Source organism: Streptomyces sp. NPDC024555 (assembly GCF_055559335.1).
Map to the genome: position 1 here is coordinate 103,418 of NZ_JBVHKV010000001.1, position 16,722 is coordinate 120,139.

The 16,722-nt window shown below is 74.1% G+C and carries 13 protein-coding genes; 7 read left to right on the forward strand and 6 right to left on the reverse strand.

Annotated elements, in window-relative coordinates; all coding sequences use genetic code 11:
* The first annotated feature begins 120 nt into the window (after nucleotides 1-120).
* On the forward strand, nucleotides 121-3,798 hold the full coding sequence (locus tag ACZ4FH_RS00465; protein WP_467301389.1) for a S8 family serine peptidase: 3,678 nt from the start codon (nucleotides 121-123) through the stop codon (nucleotides 3,796-3,798).
* A 26-nt stretch (nucleotides 3,799-3,824) separates the two neighbouring features.
* On the opposite strand, the gene ACZ4FH_RS00470 is transcribed toward ACZ4FH_RS00465, so the two are convergent.
* Nucleotides 3,825-4,058, reverse strand: a complete 234-nt coding sequence (locus ACZ4FH_RS00470; protein WP_467301390.1) for a hypothetical protein — start codon at nucleotides 4,056-4,058, stop codon at nucleotides 3,825-3,827.
* A 68-nt stretch (nucleotides 4,059-4,126) separates the two neighbouring features.
* Between ACZ4FH_RS00470 and ACZ4FH_RS00475 the strand changes: the two genes are divergently transcribed.
* A complete protein-coding gene (locus ACZ4FH_RS00475; protein WP_467301391.1) occupies nucleotides 4,127-4,855 on the forward strand; it encodes an HAD family hydrolase in 729 nt (242 codons plus the stop codon).
* A 60-nt stretch (nucleotides 4,856-4,915) separates the two neighbouring features.
* On the opposite strand, the gene ACZ4FH_RS00480 is transcribed toward ACZ4FH_RS00475, so the two are convergent.
* Together ACZ4FH_RS00480 and ACZ4FH_RS00485 are read right to left on the reverse strand one after the other, a co-directional pair.
* Nucleotides 4,916-5,707, reverse strand: a complete 792-nt coding sequence (locus tag ACZ4FH_RS00480; protein ID WP_467301392.1) for a polysaccharide deacetylase family protein — start codon at nucleotides 5,705-5,707, stop codon at nucleotides 4,916-4,918.
* A gap of 307 nt (nucleotides 5,708-6,014) precedes the next feature.
* The gene (locus ACZ4FH_RS00485) at nucleotides 6,015-7,313 is read right to left on the reverse strand and encodes an LAETG motif-containing sortase-dependent surface protein (RefSeq protein WP_467301393.1); all 1,299 of its coding nucleotides are present in this window, start codon (nucleotides 7,311-7,313) and stop codon (nucleotides 6,015-6,017) included.
* Between the two features lie 324 nt (nucleotides 7,314-7,637).
* Here ACZ4FH_RS00485 and ACZ4FH_RS00490 point away from each other — a divergent pair, with 324 nt between their 5' ends.
* The 3 genes from ACZ4FH_RS00490 (at nucleotide 7,638) to ACZ4FH_RS00500 (ending at nucleotide 10,353) form a co-directional block, all read left to right on the forward strand.
* Nucleotides 7,638-8,534 (forward strand): PhzF family phenazine biosynthesis protein, encoded by an 897-nt coding sequence (locus ACZ4FH_RS00490; protein WP_467301394.1) that lies wholly within the window; start codon nucleotides 7,638-7,640, stop codon nucleotides 8,532-8,534.
* A gap of 158 nt (nucleotides 8,535-8,692) precedes the next feature.
* Entirely contained in the window at nucleotides 8,693-10,018 is a 1,326-nt protein-coding gene (locus ACZ4FH_RS00495) for an ammonium transporter (RefSeq protein WP_467301395.1), read from the forward strand.
* Nucleotides 10,015-10,353, forward strand: coding sequence for a P-II family nitrogen regulator (locus ACZ4FH_RS00500; protein ID WP_383630922.1), 339 nt, complete (start codon nucleotides 10,015-10,017; stop codon nucleotides 10,351-10,353). Before ACZ4FH_RS00495 ends, ACZ4FH_RS00500 begins: the two co-directional genes overlap by 4 nt.
* Before the next feature lie 49 nt (nucleotides 10,354-10,402).
* On the opposite strand, the gene ACZ4FH_RS00505 is transcribed toward ACZ4FH_RS00500, so the two are convergent.
* Nucleotides 10,403-11,788 carry an SGNH/GDSL hydrolase family protein gene (locus ACZ4FH_RS00505; RefSeq protein WP_467301396.1) on the reverse strand — a complete coding sequence of 462 codons (1,386 nt, stop codon included), beginning with the start codon at nucleotides 11,786-11,788 and terminating at the stop codon, nucleotides 10,403-10,405.
* Between the two features lie 24 nt (nucleotides 11,789-11,812).
* The gene (locus ACZ4FH_RS00510; protein ID WP_467301397.1) at nucleotides 11,813-12,400 is read right to left on the reverse strand and encodes a polysaccharide deacetylase family protein; all 588 of its coding nucleotides are present in this window, start codon (nucleotides 12,398-12,400) and stop codon (nucleotides 11,813-11,815) included.
* Between the two features lie 328 nt (nucleotides 12,401-12,728).
* Here ACZ4FH_RS00510 and ACZ4FH_RS00515 point away from each other — a divergent pair, with 328 nt between their 5' ends.
* The gene (locus ACZ4FH_RS00515) at nucleotides 12,729-13,697 is read left to right on the forward strand and encodes an alpha/beta hydrolase (protein WP_467301398.1); all 969 of its coding nucleotides are present in this window, start codon (nucleotides 12,729-12,731) and stop codon (nucleotides 13,695-13,697) included.
* Nucleotides 13,698-13,869: 172 nt separating this feature from the next.
* Here ACZ4FH_RS00515 and ACZ4FH_RS00520 read toward each other — a convergent pair whose 3' ends face one another.
* Nucleotides 13,870-15,261, reverse strand: a complete 1,392-nt coding sequence (locus tag ACZ4FH_RS00520) for a PucR family transcriptional regulator (protein ID WP_467301399.1) — start codon at nucleotides 15,259-15,261, stop codon at nucleotides 13,870-13,872.
* A 27-nt stretch (nucleotides 15,262-15,288) separates the two neighbouring features.
* Here ACZ4FH_RS00520 and ACZ4FH_RS00525 point away from each other — a divergent pair, with 27 nt between their 5' ends.
* Nucleotides 15,289-16,701, forward strand: coding sequence for an extracellular catalytic domain type 1 short-chain-length polyhydroxyalkanoate depolymerase (locus ACZ4FH_RS00525; protein WP_467301400.1), 1,413 nt, complete (start codon nucleotides 15,289-15,291; stop codon nucleotides 16,699-16,701).
* Nucleotides 16,702-16,722 lie beyond the last annotated feature (21 nt).

Below are 16,722 nucleotides of genomic sequence, written 5' to 3' on the forward strand. Positions count from 1 at the left end.
ACATGCCGAGGCAGTTTCCCGCCAGGTCAGGGACCTCGTGCGGGCCGATCACCGCCCGGACACTCGTCGCAACGCCGGGTGACACCCCTCGCCCGGCGCCGCTACGAGGAGAGGGCAACGATGACAAGAGGTACCGCGCGACACGGCGCGGCCCTGCTGTCGGCCGGGCTCGCGTTCGCGCTCCTGCCCATGGCCGGCGCCTCCGCCGCACCGGCCGTGCAGGGCACCGCGCCCGCCCCGGCAACCAAGGCCGCCCGCGCCGCCCACACGGTGACGCTGGTGACCGGCGACAAGGTGACCGTGACGGACATCGGCGGCGGCCGGCAGACCGTCGACGTCACCCGTCCCCAGGGTGTGGACGGACTCGTCCGCACCCAGGTCGTCGACGGACGGATCAGCGTCATACCCGACGAGGCCCGGCCGTACCTGGCGTCCGGCACGCTCGACCGGCGGCTCTTCGACGTGACGGGCCTGCTGGAGCAGGGGCTCGCCGACACGAAGGCCGACGCCACCCCGCTGATCGTCACCTACCGCGGCAAGGCCGCCCGCAGCGCCGCCGCCGCACCCCGCGGCGCGGAGCGCACCCGCACACTGGGCGCCATCGGCGGTGCCGCCCTCGACGCGGACAAGGGCCGCGCGTTCTGGAACGGCCTGACCGCGAAGACCGGTTACTCCTCCGGCATCGGCAAGGTCTGGCTGGACGGCCGGGTGAAGGCCGACATGGCCGAGTCCAACGCCCAGATCGGCACGCCCGAGGCGTGGGAGGCCGGGCTGACCGGCAAGGGCGTGAAGGTCGCGGTCCTCGACACCGGCTACGACGCCTCGCACCCCGATCTCGCCTCGCGCGTCACCGAGTCGAAGTCGTTCATCGCCGGCCAGGAGGTCGCCGACCGCCACGGCCACGGCACGCACGTCTCGTCCACGGTCGGCGGCTCCGGCGCCGCGTCGGACGGCAAGGAGAAGGGCGTCGCCCCCGACGCCACCCTCGCCGTCGGCAAGGTCCTCTCCGACGAGGGCTACGGCGACGAGTCCCAGATCATCGCGGGCATGGAGTGGGCGGCCAAGGACGTCAAGGCCAAGGTCATCTCCATGTCGCTCGGTTCGGACACCGGCAGCGACGGCACCGACCCGATGGCCCAGGCCGTCAACACCCTCTCCGCGGAGACCGGCGCGCTGTTCGTCATCGCGGCGGGCAACGCGTACGGCCCGGGGACGATCGGTTCGCCCGGCGCCGCCGACTCCGCGCTCACGGTCGGCGCCGTGGACGCGGACGACCGCCGGGCCGGCTTCTCCAGCCAGGGCCCGCGCCTGGGCGACAACGGCCTCAAGCCGGACGTCTCCGCCCCGGGCGTGGACATCCTCGCCGCCCGCTCCTCGCTGGCCGAGGGCTCCGGCTCGTACACCACGATGAGCGGGACGTCGATGGCGACGCCGCACGTCGCGGGCATGGCCGCGCTGGTGGCGCAGGAGCACCCCGACTGGACCGGACAGCAGCTGAAGGACGCGCTGATGTCCTCCTCGAAGCGGCTGGACGCCTCGGCGTACGCGATCGGCGCGGGCCGGGTCTCCGTCCCGGACGCGATCGCCGCACAGGTCACCGCGACCGGCAGCGTGGACCTCGGCATGTACGCCTGGCCGTACGAGGACAACGAGCCGGTCACCCGGACCATCACCTACTCCAACGCCTCCGACACCGCCGTCGCACTGGACCTGGCCGTGGAGGGCGGCGCCGCCGGCCTCGCCACGCTCGCCGACACCAAGCTGACCGTGCCCGCGCACGGCACCGCCTCCACCACCGTCACCGGCGACGGGGCGAAGGGAGCCGTCGGCACCAACTCCGGGCAGATCACCGCCACCTCGGGCGGCACGGTCGTCGCGCACACCGCGTTCGGCCTGGTCAAGGAGGAGGAGCGCTACACCCTCACCGTCCACGTCAAGGACCGCGACGGACGACCGACGGCCGCCGGGCTGAGCTTCATGCAGCTCGCGAAGGACGCCCTCCCGGGCAGCGCCGAGGTCGGCGACTCCGGCACCGTCCAGCTGCGCCTCAAGCCGGGTTCGTACTACCTGGACACGCTGCTCGACGTGCCCGGCACCCACGGCAAGGACTCCCTGGGCCTCGGCTACCTCGCCTCCCCCGGCATCACGCTCACCGGCGACCGCGAGGTCACCCTCGACGGCCGGACGCTCCGCGAGGTCGGGACCAGGGTCGCCAAGGACACCGAGCCGCACCAGACGCTGATCCAGTACGACCGCAACGCGGGCGGCACCGACGTCTTCGGCATGGTCCTCATGCCCATCAAGTACGACACCCTGCTCGCCGCGCCGACCGACAAGGTCACCGAGGGCACGTACGCCTTCCGCACCACCTGGCGCGAGGGGCAGCCGCAGGTCGTCACCAAGGGCGTCGAGGAGTCCTGGAACCAGCCCGGTTCCACCGTGCTCCCGGGCCGCAACCGGCTGCGCCTGGTGAACGCCGGGGCCGGGGCGCCCGCCGACTACGCGGGCCGCGACGTCAAGGGCAAGGCCGCCCTCGTGCACGTCGACGGCACCCTCTCCCCCGCGCAGATCGCCCAGGCCGCGCAGGACGCGGGCGCCAAGGCGCTGTTCCTCACGGACGACGCCCCCGGACGCCTCAACACCGTCTTCTACGACGAGGCGGGCCAGGACCGGCCGCTCCAGATCACCAGCGTGGACGCGGCGGACTTCGCCCGGCTGCTGACCATGGAGCGCCACGGCCGCAGGGCGGAGACGACGGGCACACCGCGTGACACGCTCGACTACGTCTACGACCTGTCGAAGGGCTACCGGGGCGCGATCCCGGACCGCAGCCTGGTCTTCGCCCCGCGCGCGAACCAGCTCGCCACCGTCGACACCACCTACTACGGCAACAAGAAGGCCGCCGGCTCCGAGTTCCGCTACTCGGTCGACCCGTCCTTCCGGGTCGCGGGCGGCTTCCAGGAGGCCCGGACGTTCCCCGGCCACCGCACGGACTACGTGTCGGTCGAGGAGGGCCAGCAGTGGCACGAGTCGGTGAACATCGGCGAGAGCCTGGAACAGCGCAGCGGCCTGGTCACCTACCCGGCGGGCAAGCGGACCGAGCTGAACTGGTTCAAGCCGGTCTGGCACCCGTACGGCGGCAGCGGTCTCGGCTGGGGCCAGCAGCGCGTGGGCAACTCCCTCCGCTTCAACATCCCCGGCTGGGGCGACTCCGGCCCCGACCACACCGGATTCGGTGACCCGTACAGCGCGGCGGCCGGGACGACTCAGTACACCGAGGCCTGGGTCGACGGCGAGAGCGCGGGCAGGAGGCTGGGCAGCACCGCCCAGTTCGGCGTCACCGACGGCTCCGAACTGCCCTTCAAGGTGGCCACCGACACCGCACTCGACCCGAAGGTCTGGGGCATCGGCACCACCGCGCACAGCGAGTGGACCTTCCGCTCGGCCGAGACCCCGGACGACCGGTACACCTTCCTCCCGCTGATCAACCTCGACTACTCCCTCGACACGGACCTCGCCGGCACGGTCAGGGCGGGCACCCGCCTCCCGGTCGGCCTGTCCGCCGCGTACGTCAAGGGCGCGGCCGGCACCGGCACGCTGAGCGGCGGCACCCTCCAGGTCTCCTACGACAACGGCACCACCTGGAAGTCCGTCGCCCTGAAGGGCTCCGGCGCCTCCTGGACCGGCACCCTCACCGTCCCGCGCGACGCGGCCTCGATCTCCCTCAAGGCCGGCGCCGAGGACGACAAGGGCGGCACCGTCACCCAGCAGATCATCCAGGCGGTCAACGTCCGCTGACCCGCCCTTGAGGCCCCCGCCTCACCTCACGAACCGGAGCCCGGCACGGACCCTTCCGTGCCGGGCTCCACCACCTCCGCCCGCTCCCGCATCCGCCGCCGCAACGGAGCCGTCACCCACATGACCAGCCCGATCACGGCCAACAGCAGCGCCCCGCCGATCACCAACGGGAACAGCCCCACGATGGCGAACCCCAGCAGCAGTTCGCCCCAGGACGGGTCGTCGCCCATGGTGCTTCCGGCCAGTTCCATGATCCTCATGACGTGGGGCGGGGGCGGGTGGTTCCGAAAGGCATCGGCACGACGCCCGGCCGGGGGATGATCGCCCCATGGCAGACGTCATCTTCCTCGACCTCGACGGCACCCTCGTCGATCACCGCGGCGCGGTCTTCGAGACCATCGGCCGGATCGCGCGCGAGGCTCCGAACGCCACGGCTCCACCGGAGGAGTTGGAGAACCTGTGGTGGGCGCTGGAGGCCCGGTACATGGGGGAGTACCTGGCCGGGGAGTGTTCGTTCGGGGAGCATCACCGGCGGCGGCTGCGGGCGTTTCTGCCGGTGCTGGGGGAGGAGGTGCCGGACGGGGACGGGCTGGATACGTGGATCGCGGAGCGGTATCTGGCGCCGTTCGCGGAGAACTGGCGGTGCTATCCCGATGTGCTGCCGTGCCTGGAGGAGTTGAGGGGGCTGGAGGGGCGGCCCCGGCTGGCCGTGCTCACCAACGGGAACGCGGGGCAGCAGCGGGCGAAGCTGGAGCGGTTCGGGCTGCTGGAGCACGTGGAGGCGGTGCTGACGCCCGCCGAACTCGGGGTGGCGAAGCCGCACGCGTACGGGGCGGCGTGTGCGCGGATGGGGGTGGATCCGGCGCGGGCGGTCAATGTGGGCGATGTGCTGGAGGGCGACGCGCGGGCGGCCGTGCGGGCCGGGCTGACCGGGGTCTGGCTGGACCGGGGCGTGGACTTCTACACGGGCGGCCCGTCACCGCGGGCCGACGGCTCGGACCTGCGGATCGAGCGGCTCACCGAACTGACGGGCGCGCTCGGACGCGCGACCGCCTGACGGGGGCGTCCGTCAGGCGGTCGGGGCGGTGGTGGCGCGGTACGGCGGCGGGCGTCCGGGTCAGCGGACCGGGTAGCCGAACTCGTAGCCCTGCTCCCGCAGCCACGGCAGGACCTGGCGCAGCGCCTCCAGGGTCTGGGAGCGGTCGCCGCCCGCGTCGTGGAAGAGGACCGTCGGACCGTTGGAGATCTCGCTCTTGACCGTGGCGACCATCGCGTCGACGCCGGGGCGCTCGAAGTCCTTCGTGTCGACGTTCCAGCCGAGCGGGCGCATCCCGTGGGAGGCGGCGAGGTGCCGGCTGTACGGGGTGAACGCGCCGCCGGGGGCCCGGTAGTACTGCGGGCGGACACCGCCGGAGGCCTTGGTGATCATGCGCTCGGCGTCCAGGATCTCCTTCGACTGGTACGCCTCGGACTTCTTGTCCATCGCGGTGTCGTGGGAGACGGTGTGGTTGCAGAGCTTGTGCCCGCCGGCCACGACCGCCTTCACCAGGTTCGGATAGGCCTGGGCCTGCGTGCCGACCATGCAGAACGTGGCCTTGACCTTGTTCTCCTTGAGGAGTTCCAGCACCTGCGGGGTCCAGCGCGGGTCGGGGCCGTCGTCGATGGTGATGTTGACGCCGTGCTCGCCGCGGTCCGAGGCGTGCGCGATGTCCTCCGCGACCTTGACGACCTTGTCGCCCTCCGCCTCCTCGTGGTGCTCGGCGGCCGGGGAGGAGACACTCGCCTGCGGCTTGCCGTCGGCCGGGTTGGCCTGCGCGGTCCACAGCGAGGTCGCCGCGGCCAGTGCCGTCACCCCGAGCGCCGCGGCCATCAGCCGGAAGTGCCCTGCTCTGCCCTTGTGCTTCGCCATGTCCGCCCCGCCCCTGTGTCGCCCTCGCCGATGCCGTGCACCCATCAAGACATGCGAACAGGCCTTCGGGATAGCACGGTTACCGATCACGGACAATTCTGCAGGGCCGCTGCGACAGAGACGGCGGTTCCGGGACAGTGTCGGACGGTTTCCCGCACCGGGCGCCAACGGGCCCGCGCCCGCCGCGACCTGGGACGTCGTGCCCCGCCTGCCCTCCCCCGGACATGCGGAAGGGCCCGGCACCACGAGGGTGCCGGACCCGTGCGTCACGGGACGGGGGCGCACCGCCCCGCGTCCCGCCGACGGATCAGATGTGCGAACCGGCCCTGCGGCGGCGGACCGCGTACACCGCGCCCGCGCCGAGCACCACGGCCGCACCGCCCGCGAGAGCGAGCTGCGGGGTCGTGGAGGACGCGCCCGTGGCGGCGAGGGTGCCGCCGGCGGGGCGCGCGGAGCCGCCGGTCTGCGGGGTGACGTCCGAGGAACCGGAGGCGGTGGGCTCGGGCTCGGCGTCGTCGACCTTGCCGGGCTTGCTGCCCGCGGCGGCGATCGTGAACCCGTACTCCGCCAGGTCCGGGCTGCCGCCGCAGCTGCCGTCCTCGTTGAAGTAGTCACCGGCGACGAAGGTGACGCCGTTGCCCGCGGGGGTCTTGGCGTCGATCGTCATCCGTAGCTTGATGTCGGCGTGCGCACCGGCCTTCAACGGGCTGACGGCGTCCATGTAGTTTTTGTTGTCGACGGTCTTCCACGTGTGGGAGGCCCCGGACGACCACTGGAGGCGCACCAGGTCCTCCAGGCTGCCGCGCCCGCTGGTGTCGGTGGCGTGGACGTAGGCGAACGGAAGCACCTCGTCCATCGTCTTCTCCGTTCCGTTGGTCACCCGGAGCTTGAAGTCGACCTTCGTGCCGGCCACGACGGTCGAGGGCAGTCCGGTGACGACGGTGGTCAGACGGGGTTCGGCGACACAGTCCTCGTCGTCCTCGTCGTCCTCCTCCGCCTCCTCCTTGGCCTTGGCGAGCGCCGCGTCGGCGGCGTTCTTGTCGGCCAGCGCCTGCTTGGTGACCTTCTGTGCCTCCCCGATCGCGCGGGCCGCGCCGACCCGTGCGTCGTCGAGCGCGGTCTGGGCGGTGGTGACCGCGGTGTCGGCCGCGGTCTTGGCGGTGGCGGCCTCCGCGGCCTTGCCCTCCGCCTCGGTGAGCTTCGCCGCCGCGGCGGTCCGCTCCTCCTCGGTGGCCGTCTCCGGGAGCGCGTCCAGCACCGCCCGCGCGTCCACGACGGCCTGGTCGGCGGCGGTCTTCGCGGTGGTGGCCTCGGCCGCGGCGGTCTTGGCGACCGTGACGGCGACGACCAGCGGATGGGTGTCGGAGTCGAACGCCCGCAGCGCGTCGAGCGCGGCGTCCTCGGCCGCCACGGCCGCGTCGTATGCCTTCTGCGCGGCGGCCGCGGCCAGTTCCAGCTCCTCGATGGAGGGCTTCCCCTGGGTCTGCTTCCCCTGGACCGGGGCCGCGGGCCGGGCGTCGGCCAGGGCCGGTCCGGCCGAGAGGAGGAGAACGGGGGTCGTCACGGCGGCGGCGACGGCGGTGGCGAGGATGCGGCGAATCGTCACAAGGGCCCTTCGGGTTCGGAGGAGGACGGGAAGGAAAGAGGGGCTTCGGTGAAGGCGTGTGCGGGCTCGGGGTCGTGGCGGACGGGCCCCACGCCCACGACATGGGGTGATCGTATGACCGGCACCCCGATCCGTCGTCACCCTTTCTTCACACCCTCGCCCGGTCCGGCGGCACCCGGTCCGACACTCCTGGCCAAAGGGGGCAGTTGCCTCACCGGCCTGTGGTTTCCCTGTGAGGAAGCCCACATGATCATGGGCAGGCGCGGCGGTGCGCGGGCCGGGCCGTTCCTCCCGCACGGGGCCCGCCGCGCGCATGCTTGCCTGGTGACGACACCAACACCGACACCCCACGCAGGTCCCGCCCCCGAGATCCTCCGCTACACCGCCTTCTCCACCGATCCGGCGGGCGGCAACCCGGCCGGCGTCGTACTGGACGCCACCGGACTGTCCGACGCGGAGCAACTGGCCGTCGCCGCGCGGCTGGGCTACAGCGAGACCGCGTTCCTGACCGCGCCCCCGGCGGAGCTGCGCGGCCGCGAACGCGCCTTCACCGTGCGCTACTTCTCCCCGGTGGCCGAGGTGCCCTTCTGCGGGCACGCCACGATCGCCACCGCCGTGGCGCACGCCGAACGCCACGGGCCCGGCGAGCTGGTCCTCGCCACCCGGGCCGGGACCGTCCCGGTCGAGGTGGTGCGCGGTCCGGACGGGACGCTGCGGGCGACGCTCACCAGCGTGGAGCCCTCGGTCCACCCGGTGGCGGACGAGGACGTCGCCGAGGCGCTGGCGGCCCTGGGCTGGGACGCCGCCGAGCTGGACCCGGCACTGCCGCCCCGGATCGGCTACGCGGGCGCCCGGCATCTGGTGCTCGCCGCCGCGACCCGGGAGCGGCTGGCGGCGCTCGCGTACGACTTCGAACGGCTGAAGGCGTTCATGACCCGCTTGGACCTCACCACCCTGCAACTGGTGTGGCGGGAGTCCGGGACGGTGTTCCACGTCCGCGACCCCTTCCCCGTCGGCGGGGTGGTCGAGGATCCGGCGACCGGGGCCGCGGCGGCCGCGTTCGGCGCGTACGCGCGGGAGCGGGGTCTGGTCCCGGAGGAGTCCGTCCTCCTGCTGCACCAGGGCACGGACCTGGGCCGCCCCGGCGAACTGCGCGTGGAACTGCGCGCGGGCGACCCCCGGGTGCGGGTGAGCGGGGCCGGGGCCCGGATCGAGGAGTAGGGCCCGGGGGCGCTGTGCCGTCCGGCGGTCACCGCGCCCCGCCGTGAGCCCACGGCAACCGGCACGCAATGAAATGCGGCGGAAACCTTCGGGACCTCGGGACGAAACGCGCACGGGTCACGCTCGCAGTCGCCCGCACCCCCGAGGAAGGAACGCCCATGGCCCGCGTGACCGTGGCCGCGGCAGGCCTCGACACAGGTGACACCGCCTGGCTGCTCGCCGCCACCGCGCTCGTCCTGCTGATGACGCCCGGACTGGCCCTGTTCTACGCCGGGATGGTCCGGACGAAGAACGTACTCAACATGCTGATGATGAGCTTCGTCGCCATCGCGCTCGTCACCGTCGTCTGGCTGCTCGCGGGCTACTCGCTGGCGTTCGGGGACGACGCCTTCGGCGGGCTCGTCGGAAACCTGCGCCACGCGGGCCTGGCGGGCATCGGGCCCGGCAGCCTCACGGGCGGGGTGCCCACGCTGCTGTTCACCACGTTCCAGCTGACGTTCGCGATCCTGACCGCCGCGCTGATCAGCGGGGCGGTCGCGGACCGCACCCGGTTCGCGGCCTGGCTGGTCCTGGTCCCGGTGTGGACGCTCCTCGTATACGCCCCGGTCGCGCACTGGGTGTGGGGGCCGGGCGGCTGGATCAAGGAGTCGCTCGGCGCTCTGGACTTCGCGGGCGGGCTCGTCGTGGAGATCGCGTCCGGGGCGTCCGGGCTGGCGCTCGTCCTGGTCGTGGGGCCGCGCATCGGTTTCCGGAAGGAGGCGATGCGCCCGCACAGCCTGCCCATGGTGATGCTCGGCGCGGGGCTGCTCTGGTTCGGCTGGCTGGGGTTCAACGGCGGCTCCGCGCTCGCCGCCGACGGTCTGGCGGCGGCCTCCGTCCTCAACACCCTGGTGGCCGGCTGCACCGGACTGCTCGGCTGGCTCTTCGTCGAGCAGCGGCGCGACGGGCACCCCACCACCTTCGGCGCGGCCTCGGGCGCGGTCGCCGGACTGGTCGCGATCACTCCGGCGTGCGGCACCGTGGGCGTCCTCGGCGGGGCCGCCGTCGGACTGGCGGCCGGTGTCGTCTGCTCGTACGCGGTCGCCTGGAAGTTCCGCCTCGGCTACGACGACTCCCTGGACGTCGTCGGCGTGCACTTCGTCGGCGGGGTCGTCGGCACCCTGCTCATCGGCCTGTTCGCCACCGCCGCGATGACCGGCGGCGCCGAGGGGCTGTTCTACGGGGGCGGCTTCGGCCAGCTCGCCCGGCAAGCCGTCGCGGTCGTCGCCGTGGCGGCGTACACCTTCGGCATGACGTACGCGATCGGCCGGGCCGTCGACCGCGTCATGGGGCTGCGGGCCTCGGCGGAGGAGGAGTTGACGGGCCTGGACCAGACACAACACGCGGAGAGCGCCTACGATCACGGCGCCCTGGGTCACGGTGCCGCGCCGGCCGTGACCACCCGGCCGGCCACGCTCCCCCAGGACAGGAACCCCGCCCCATGAAGCTGATCACCGCCGTCATCAGACCGCACCGCCTCGACGAGGTGAAGGCCGCCCTCCAGGAACGCGGGGTGCACGGGCTCACCGTCACCGAGGCCGGCGGCTACGGCCGGCAGCACGGCCACACCGAGGTGTACCGGGGCGCCGAGTACCGCGTCGACCTGGTCCCCAAGGTCCGCGTCGAGGTCGTCGTCGCCGACGCGGAGGCGGACGACGTCATCGACGCGCTCACCGATGCGGCCCGCACCGGCCGCATCGGCGACGGCAAGGTGTGGGTGCAGCCGGTCGAGACGGTGGTGCGGGTCCGCACGGGCGAACGGGGACCGGACGCGCTGTAGGCCGTATCCGGCCCGGCGGTCGTCCGGTCCCCGCCGGGGCCCGCCCCCGTCAGCGCAGCAGCTTCAGCGGCACCGCGTCCGCCATTGCCCGTGCGCCCGCGTCGTTGGGGTGGAGGTGGTCGCCGCTGTCGTAGGCGGCGAGGAGCCGCTGCGGGTCGGCCGGGTCGCGCAGGGCCCGGTCGAAGTCGACGACCCCGTCGTAGACGCCGCTCGTCCGGAGCCAGTGGTTGAACGTCCGGCGCGCGGCCTCGTTCTCGGCGCTGTAGAAGCCGAGGGTGTCCCCCTTGAACGGCAGGATCGTGCCGCCGTACGCCTTCAGCCCGAGATCGTGCGCCCGTGCCACGAGTTGGCGGTGGGCGTCGATCAGGTCCTGCGCGGTCACCCGCTCGGACAGGGGGGCGACGGTACCGGGGTGGCCGAGGTCGTTCACGCCCAGGAGCACGACGAGACGGGACGCGCCGGGCTGGGAGGCGACGTCGCGGTCGAAGCGGCGCAGGGCTCCCTGTCCGAAGTAGGCGGCGAAGTTCTCGGCGTCGGACCCGGCGGGCGGATTCGGGTCGTGCAGCAGCCGGTTGCCGCTGACGCCCTCGTTGAGGACGCCCCGCGCGTACGGCCCGGAGGCGGTCCGCAGGCGCTCGGCCAGCAGATCGGGCCAGCGGTGGTCGGCGCCCGGTTCGGTGTTCGCGCCGTCCGTGATGGAGTCGCCGAGGGCGACCACGGCCGAGGGACGTGCCGCGCCCCGGGTCCCGCCGCTGACGCTGACGCCGGTCAGGAAGTACCAGCGGTCGGTGGTGGCGGTGGTGTCGATGTCCGCGCGGGCGGCCACATCGCCGGAGGCGAGGTAGTTCTGCCGCTGGGCGAAGGCGTGGAGCGTGGTGCCGGGGGTGCGTTCGGGGAGGTGGATGCTGACGACGAGGTCGCCGCCGGCGCCCACCCTCAGGTCGACCGGGTCGCTGACCAGCGGGGAGCCCGCCGGGATCGTCACCGATGTCCGGCCGCCGAACGTCACCGGCCGGTCCGTGCGCGGATCGGTCCGCGAGTCCGGGCCCCCGTCGGCCGGACGGGCCACCCGGACCCGCCCGATCACCAGGGGCCGGTCCCCGAACTCGTTCGACAGCCGCAGCCGCACCCGGTCCCCGCCGAGGCTCAGGTGCACGACCTGCCGGAGGGTCTGGTCCTCGAACACGGTGGTGTCGGAGGCGGGCCGCCCGGTGGGCGTGGTCGCCCAGCTTCCCGTCCATGAACCGGCCGCCGCGCTCGGGGCCGACGCGGCGGTCTGCGCGGGGTGCGGCCGGGGCGCGGCACTCGTCGGCTGCGCGGTGGCCAGCAGCAGGGCCCCGGCCACCAGGGCCACGAGCCGGGCGCCGGCGCGGCGGGCGCGCGGCCCCGCCCCGGGCGCCGAACGTCGGTGGTGCCGCGCGGAATGCGTATCCATACAGGTCTCCTGGAAGGGTTCGTCCTATACGTGGCGGGCGGGGCGTTCGAAGCGCCAGCCCTGGGATCTGAGCCTCGGCACGATGCGGTCGACGGCGGCCACCGTCTGGCTGCGGTCGCCCCCGCCGTCGTGCAGCAGCACCACCGAGCCGGGGGTGATGCCCTCCTCCAGCCGGCGGACCAGTTCGTCGGTGCCCGGCGGCTCCCAGTCGCCGACCGCCAGCCGCCAGCCCAGCGGCCGCATCCCCAGGGCGCTCGCCACCTGCGGGCTCTGCCCCCAGCTCCCGTACGGGGCACGGAAGTACGGGATGCGCGCGCCCGGGACCGCCCGGCGGATCTCGGCGTTCGTCCGCTCCAGATCGGCCCGGATCCGCTCGGGGGACCAGGACGCCAGATCGTCGTGGTTCATGGTGTGGTTGCACAGGGTGTGCCCACCCGCCACGATCGCCCGCACCAGCTCCGGACGGGCCCGGACATGCTCGCCCCACAGGCAGAACACCGCCTTGACGTGGTGCGCGCGCAGCACCTCCAACAGCCGTGGCGTGTCGGTGGGGTTCGGCCCGTCGTCGAAGGTCAGGGCGACCGTGCGGGCGGCGGCCCCGCCCCCGGCCAAGCGGCGGCCTTCGCCCCTGCTTCCCCCTCTGTTCCAGTCCACTACCGCCCCCACGCCGAAAGTTTCGAATGTGATATCGATCGAGCGAGGCGAACCTAGGGACACCGCACGCCCGCGTCAAGAGGGCCCAACTCCCGTACAGCAGCACTGAATTCGCAGCTCAGAGGCGGTTTCTCCGGGCCCGCCCGGCCGGAAACCCGGCACATCCCTCCACCGCGTCGGGTCCGGCCGCCGCTCCTCCCGACATACGTCGGATGACCTGCGCGAACACGGCGTGAGAACGTCTGACCACCGCACCGACGGGCACGGCCGGGACCGGAGGAGAGACATGCGCACACCGCACGCTTTCGATCCTGAACTCGCCGCCGCGCTCGCGCTGATGCCCGAGGTCGACCTCTCCGATCTCGCCGCCGCGCGGGCGGCTCAGGCCCACCAGCTCGCGGTCGCCGTGGCCGCCTCGGACACCGAGGGCGTGGACATCGAGGAGCTGCGCGTCCCGGGGCCGCCGGGCGCCCCGGACGTGACGCTGCGCCTCCACCGGCCCCGGCACCGGACGCGCGGGCCGGGGCCGCTGCCCGTCGTGTACGGCATCCACGGCGGCGGCTTCGTCCTCGGCTCACCGGACGTGGACCACGACTGGAACCTGCTGCTCTGCCGGGAACTGGAGGTGCTCGTCGTCTCCGTCGACTACCGGCTCGCGCCCGAACACCCCTACCCCGCCGCCCTGGAGGACTGTTACGCCGGACTGTGCGCGCTGGCGGAGCGCGCCGGTGGTCTCGGGGCGCGCGCCGACCGGATCGCCGTGTGGGGCGACAGCGCCGGAGCCGGTCTGGCCGCCGGGCTGACGCTCCTCGGCCGGGACCGGGGCGGCCCCGCGATCCGCTTCCAGCATCTGTGCAGCCCCGCGCTCGACGACCGCCTGGAGACGCCCAGCGCCCGGCTGTTCACCGATACGCCGGTGTGGAACCGGCACAACGCCCGCCTCAGCTGGGACGCGTACCTGGGCGGCCGTACGCGGCCCGGGGCGGCCGTCCCCGTCCATGCCGCCCCGGGCCGCGCCCCCGCCACCGCGCTGGCCGGGCTGCCGCCCGCGTACATCTCGGTCATGGAGTTCGACCCGCTGCGGGACGAGGGCATCGACTACGCCCACGCGCTGGCGGCCGCCGGCGTCCCCGCCACGATCCGCCTGCTCCCCGGCACCTTCCACGGCGCCTGGGCGGTCGGCCACGCGGCCGTCATCCAGGACGCCACCCGCGAGGCCGTCTCCGTCCTCGGCACGGCACTGGGGCGACGGTGAGGACCCGCGGTCACGGACCGGACGGGCCGGGGCCGGTGAGGGCGTACGGGCACCGAGTCGCCGCCCGCGTCGGTCCGGGAGGACGGACCACCCCTCACCCGGGGGCCGGTGCGGGCCAGGCGTACGGACGGCCGAGCCGTCCCGCGCGGGAGCCGAACGGACGCACCGCCCCTCACGCTCCGTCCGAGGTCTCCCCCGCCTCGGCCAGCCGCCACGCGTACAGCGCGAGTTGGGCGTGGAAGCGGTCGCGCGGGTCGCGGAGGTTCCAGCCGCACTCCTTCTCCACCCGGGTCAGCCGGGCGGCCACCGAGCTGTGGTGCAGGTGGAGTTCGGCCGCGGCCTGGCGCAGGGTGCCGGTCCGGCAGAACGCGGAGAGGGCGGCCAGCAGGGCGGCTCCCTGGCCGGCCCGGTCGTCCCGGGCCAGCCGTCCGAGCCCGCGCACGTCCGGCTGGGCGCGGAGCCGGTCGACCGGAAGGTCGGCGAGCAGGGCGACCGGGCCCAGTTCGGTGTGGTCGGCCACCGCGTCCAGCGGATCCCCCGCCACCGCGAACCTCAGCGCCGCCCGCGCCTGGCACCACGAGGTCCGCGCGTCCAGCGGATCGGCCGCACCACCGACCCCGGCCCGGATCCCGGGGGCGGGCGGGCGCGTCCCGCCGGAATCGGAGGCCCGGATCCCGGACACGGGCGGGCGCGTCCCGCCGGAATCGGAGGCCCGGACCCCGGACACGGGCGGAGTGGTCCCCTCGGAACCGGAGGCCCGGATCCCGGACACGGGCGGACGCGTCCCGTCGGAGCCGGAGGCCCGGCCACCCAGGGAGGAGCGAGTCGTGCCGGGGCCCGGGGGCCGGCCCGTGCGCGTCGGCCGTCCGACCGTCCCCCGTTCGCCCGCGCGCGTCCGCAGCGCCTCCCGGAGCCGGGCCGCCGTGTCGTCGCCAGCCGCGTCGGTGCCGGGCTGGACGAGCACCGCGCCCAGCGTGCCGACCCGGGCCACCCGGACCGTGCCCATGGGGGCCCCGCGCCCCAGCAGGGCCACGGCCTCGACCCCGGGGTCGGTGCCGGGGCGGCCGGCGACGGCGACGACGCGCAGCCCGGTGTCGGGGGAGAACCCCAGGAGCCGCAGGGCGCGGACGCGGTCGGGGACGTCCTCGCGGCCGGAGAGGACGAGTTCGACCAGGGCCGGATCGGCGGGGCGCAGGCCCGGCGGCTGCCAGGGACGCCCGGCAAGGACCCGGGCGGTGATGGCCATCCACTCCAGGACGAGTTCGTCGAAGGGCTCGGGGGCGCCCGGCCGCTCCAGCCAGACCGCGCCGGACGGCTCCAGCGCCACCCGGCCCGAGACCCGGACGGGCGCCCCGCGCAGGGCCGCGCCGCCGGGACCGAAGCGTGCCGCGCGCCCGTCGGGGAGTTCCAGCCCCGCCGCGCACCCCGCCAGACCCGCCGTGGACCGCGCCAGGGACACCGGGTCGGGACCGCCGCCGAGCAGCGCCTCGAAGTGGGCGATCACGCGCACGGCGGTGGCGGCATCGGCGTCCAGCGCCGAGAGCCGCAGCAGCAATCCCTTCACAGCGGGCAGTCTAGGAAGGACAGGGACATGACCAACAGATCCATGACCGGCCGAACCGCGACCCCGGCCGGCTCCCTCGCGAACCTCCGGAGGACACCTCCGCGCACCCCGTACGAACCGGCCGCCGCCCGTGGCCGGTTGCCGGGACGGCGTCCGCTCGGGCGCTGGCTGACCGCGCTGTTCGGCGGGGTGCTGCCGCTGCTCTCCGCGCTGCTGCTCGCCGTGTCGCCCCCGGCCTCCGCCGCCTCGCTGACCGAGGTGACGGACTTCGGCGCCAACCCCAGCGGCCTGCGCATGCACCTGTACGTGCCGGCCTCCGCCGGGGCGCGGCCGCCCGTCCTGGTGGCGGTGCACTACTGCACGGGCTCCGGCCCGGCCTTCTACTCCGGTACGGCGTTCGCCTCGCTCGCCGACCGGTACGGCTTCCTCGTGATCTACCCCTCCGCCACCCGCAGCGGCAACTGCTTCGACGTCTCGTCCTCGCAGGCGCTGCGGCGGGACGGCGGCAGCGACCCGGTGGGAATCCGGTCGATGGTGGGCTATGTCCAGCAGCGCTACGGCGCCGACCCGGACCGTACGTACGTCACCGGCGCCTCCTCCGGCGCGATGATGACCAACGTCCTGCTGGGCGACTACCCGGACGTGTTCAAGGCGGGCGCGGCCTTCATGGGCGTCCCGCACTCCTGCTTCGCCACCACGGACGGCTCGGGCTGGAACAGCGCCTGCGCCAACGGCACGGTGGACCGCACCCCGCAGCAGTGGGGCGACCTGGCACGCGCCGCGTACCCGGGGTACAGCGGTGCCCGTCCCCGGATGCAGCTCTGGCACGGCACCGAGGACACCACGCTGCGCTACCCGAACTTCGGTGAGGAGATCGACCAGTGGACCGATGTCCTCGGTGTCTCCCGGACCCCGGTCTCCACCGACACCCCGCAGGCCGGCTGGACCCGCACCCGTTACGGGGCCACCGGTGACCACGCCCCCGTCGAGGCGGTCAGCGTCCAGGGCGTCGGCCACAGCCTGCCGATGTCCGGCATGGAGGCGCGCGCCATCACCTTCTTCGGCCTGGACGGCTCCACCCCGACCGACCCGGACCCCGACCCCGGCACCGACCCGGAGCCCTCGGCCTGCCGGGTCGCCGTCACCACCAGCGTCTGGAACACCGGCCTGACCGCCTCCCTCACCCTCACCAACACCGGCACCACCCCCCTCAACGGCTGGTCCCTCGGCTTCACCCTCCCGCCCGGCCAGACCCTCACCTCCGGCTGGAACGCCACCTACACCCCCACCACCGGCACCGTGACCGCCGCCAACCTCCCGTACAACGCCTCCCTCGCCCCCGGCGCCTCCGTCCAGCTCGGCTACCAGGCCACCCACACCGGCAACAGCACCGCCCCCACGGCCTTCCACCTGGGCACGACCACCTGCACCACGGCCTGATCCCCTCGTCCGGAGCGCCTG

Excerpts from the sequence above, each read along its gene's own strand:
- ACZ4FH_RS00465 (WP_467301389.1), top strand. The coding sequence starts at position 121 with ATGACAAGAGGTACCGCGCGACACGGCGCGGCCCTGCTGTCGGCCGGG.
- ACZ4FH_RS00470 (WP_467301390.1), bottom strand. The coding sequence starts at position 4,058 with ATGAGGATCATGGAACTGGCCGGAAGCACCATGGGCGACGACCCGTCC.
- ACZ4FH_RS00475 (WP_467301391.1), top strand. The coding sequence starts at position 4,127 with ATGGCAGACGTCATCTTCCTCGACCTCGACGGCACCCTCGTCGATCAC.
- ACZ4FH_RS00480 (WP_467301392.1), bottom strand. The coding sequence starts at position 5,707 with ATGGCGAAGCACAAGGGCAGAGCAGGGCACTTCCGGCTGATGGCCGCG.
- ACZ4FH_RS00495 (WP_467301395.1), top strand. The coding sequence starts at position 8,693 with ATGGCCCGCGTGACCGTGGCCGCGGCAGGCCTCGACACAGGTGACACC.
- ACZ4FH_RS00500 (WP_383630922.1), top strand. The coding sequence starts at position 10,015 with ATGAAGCTGATCACCGCCGTCATCAGACCGCACCGCCTCGACGAGGTG.
- ACZ4FH_RS00505 (WP_467301396.1), bottom strand. The coding sequence starts at position 11,788 with ATGGATACGCATTCCGCGCGGCACCACCGACGTTCGGCGCCCGGGGCG.
- ACZ4FH_RS00515 (WP_467301398.1), top strand. The coding sequence starts at position 12,729 with ATGCGCACACCGCACGCTTTCGATCCTGAACTCGCCGCCGCGCTCGCG.
- ACZ4FH_RS00525 (WP_467301400.1), top strand. The coding sequence starts at position 15,289 with ATGACCAACAGATCCATGACCGGCCGAACCGCGACCCCGGCCGGCTCC.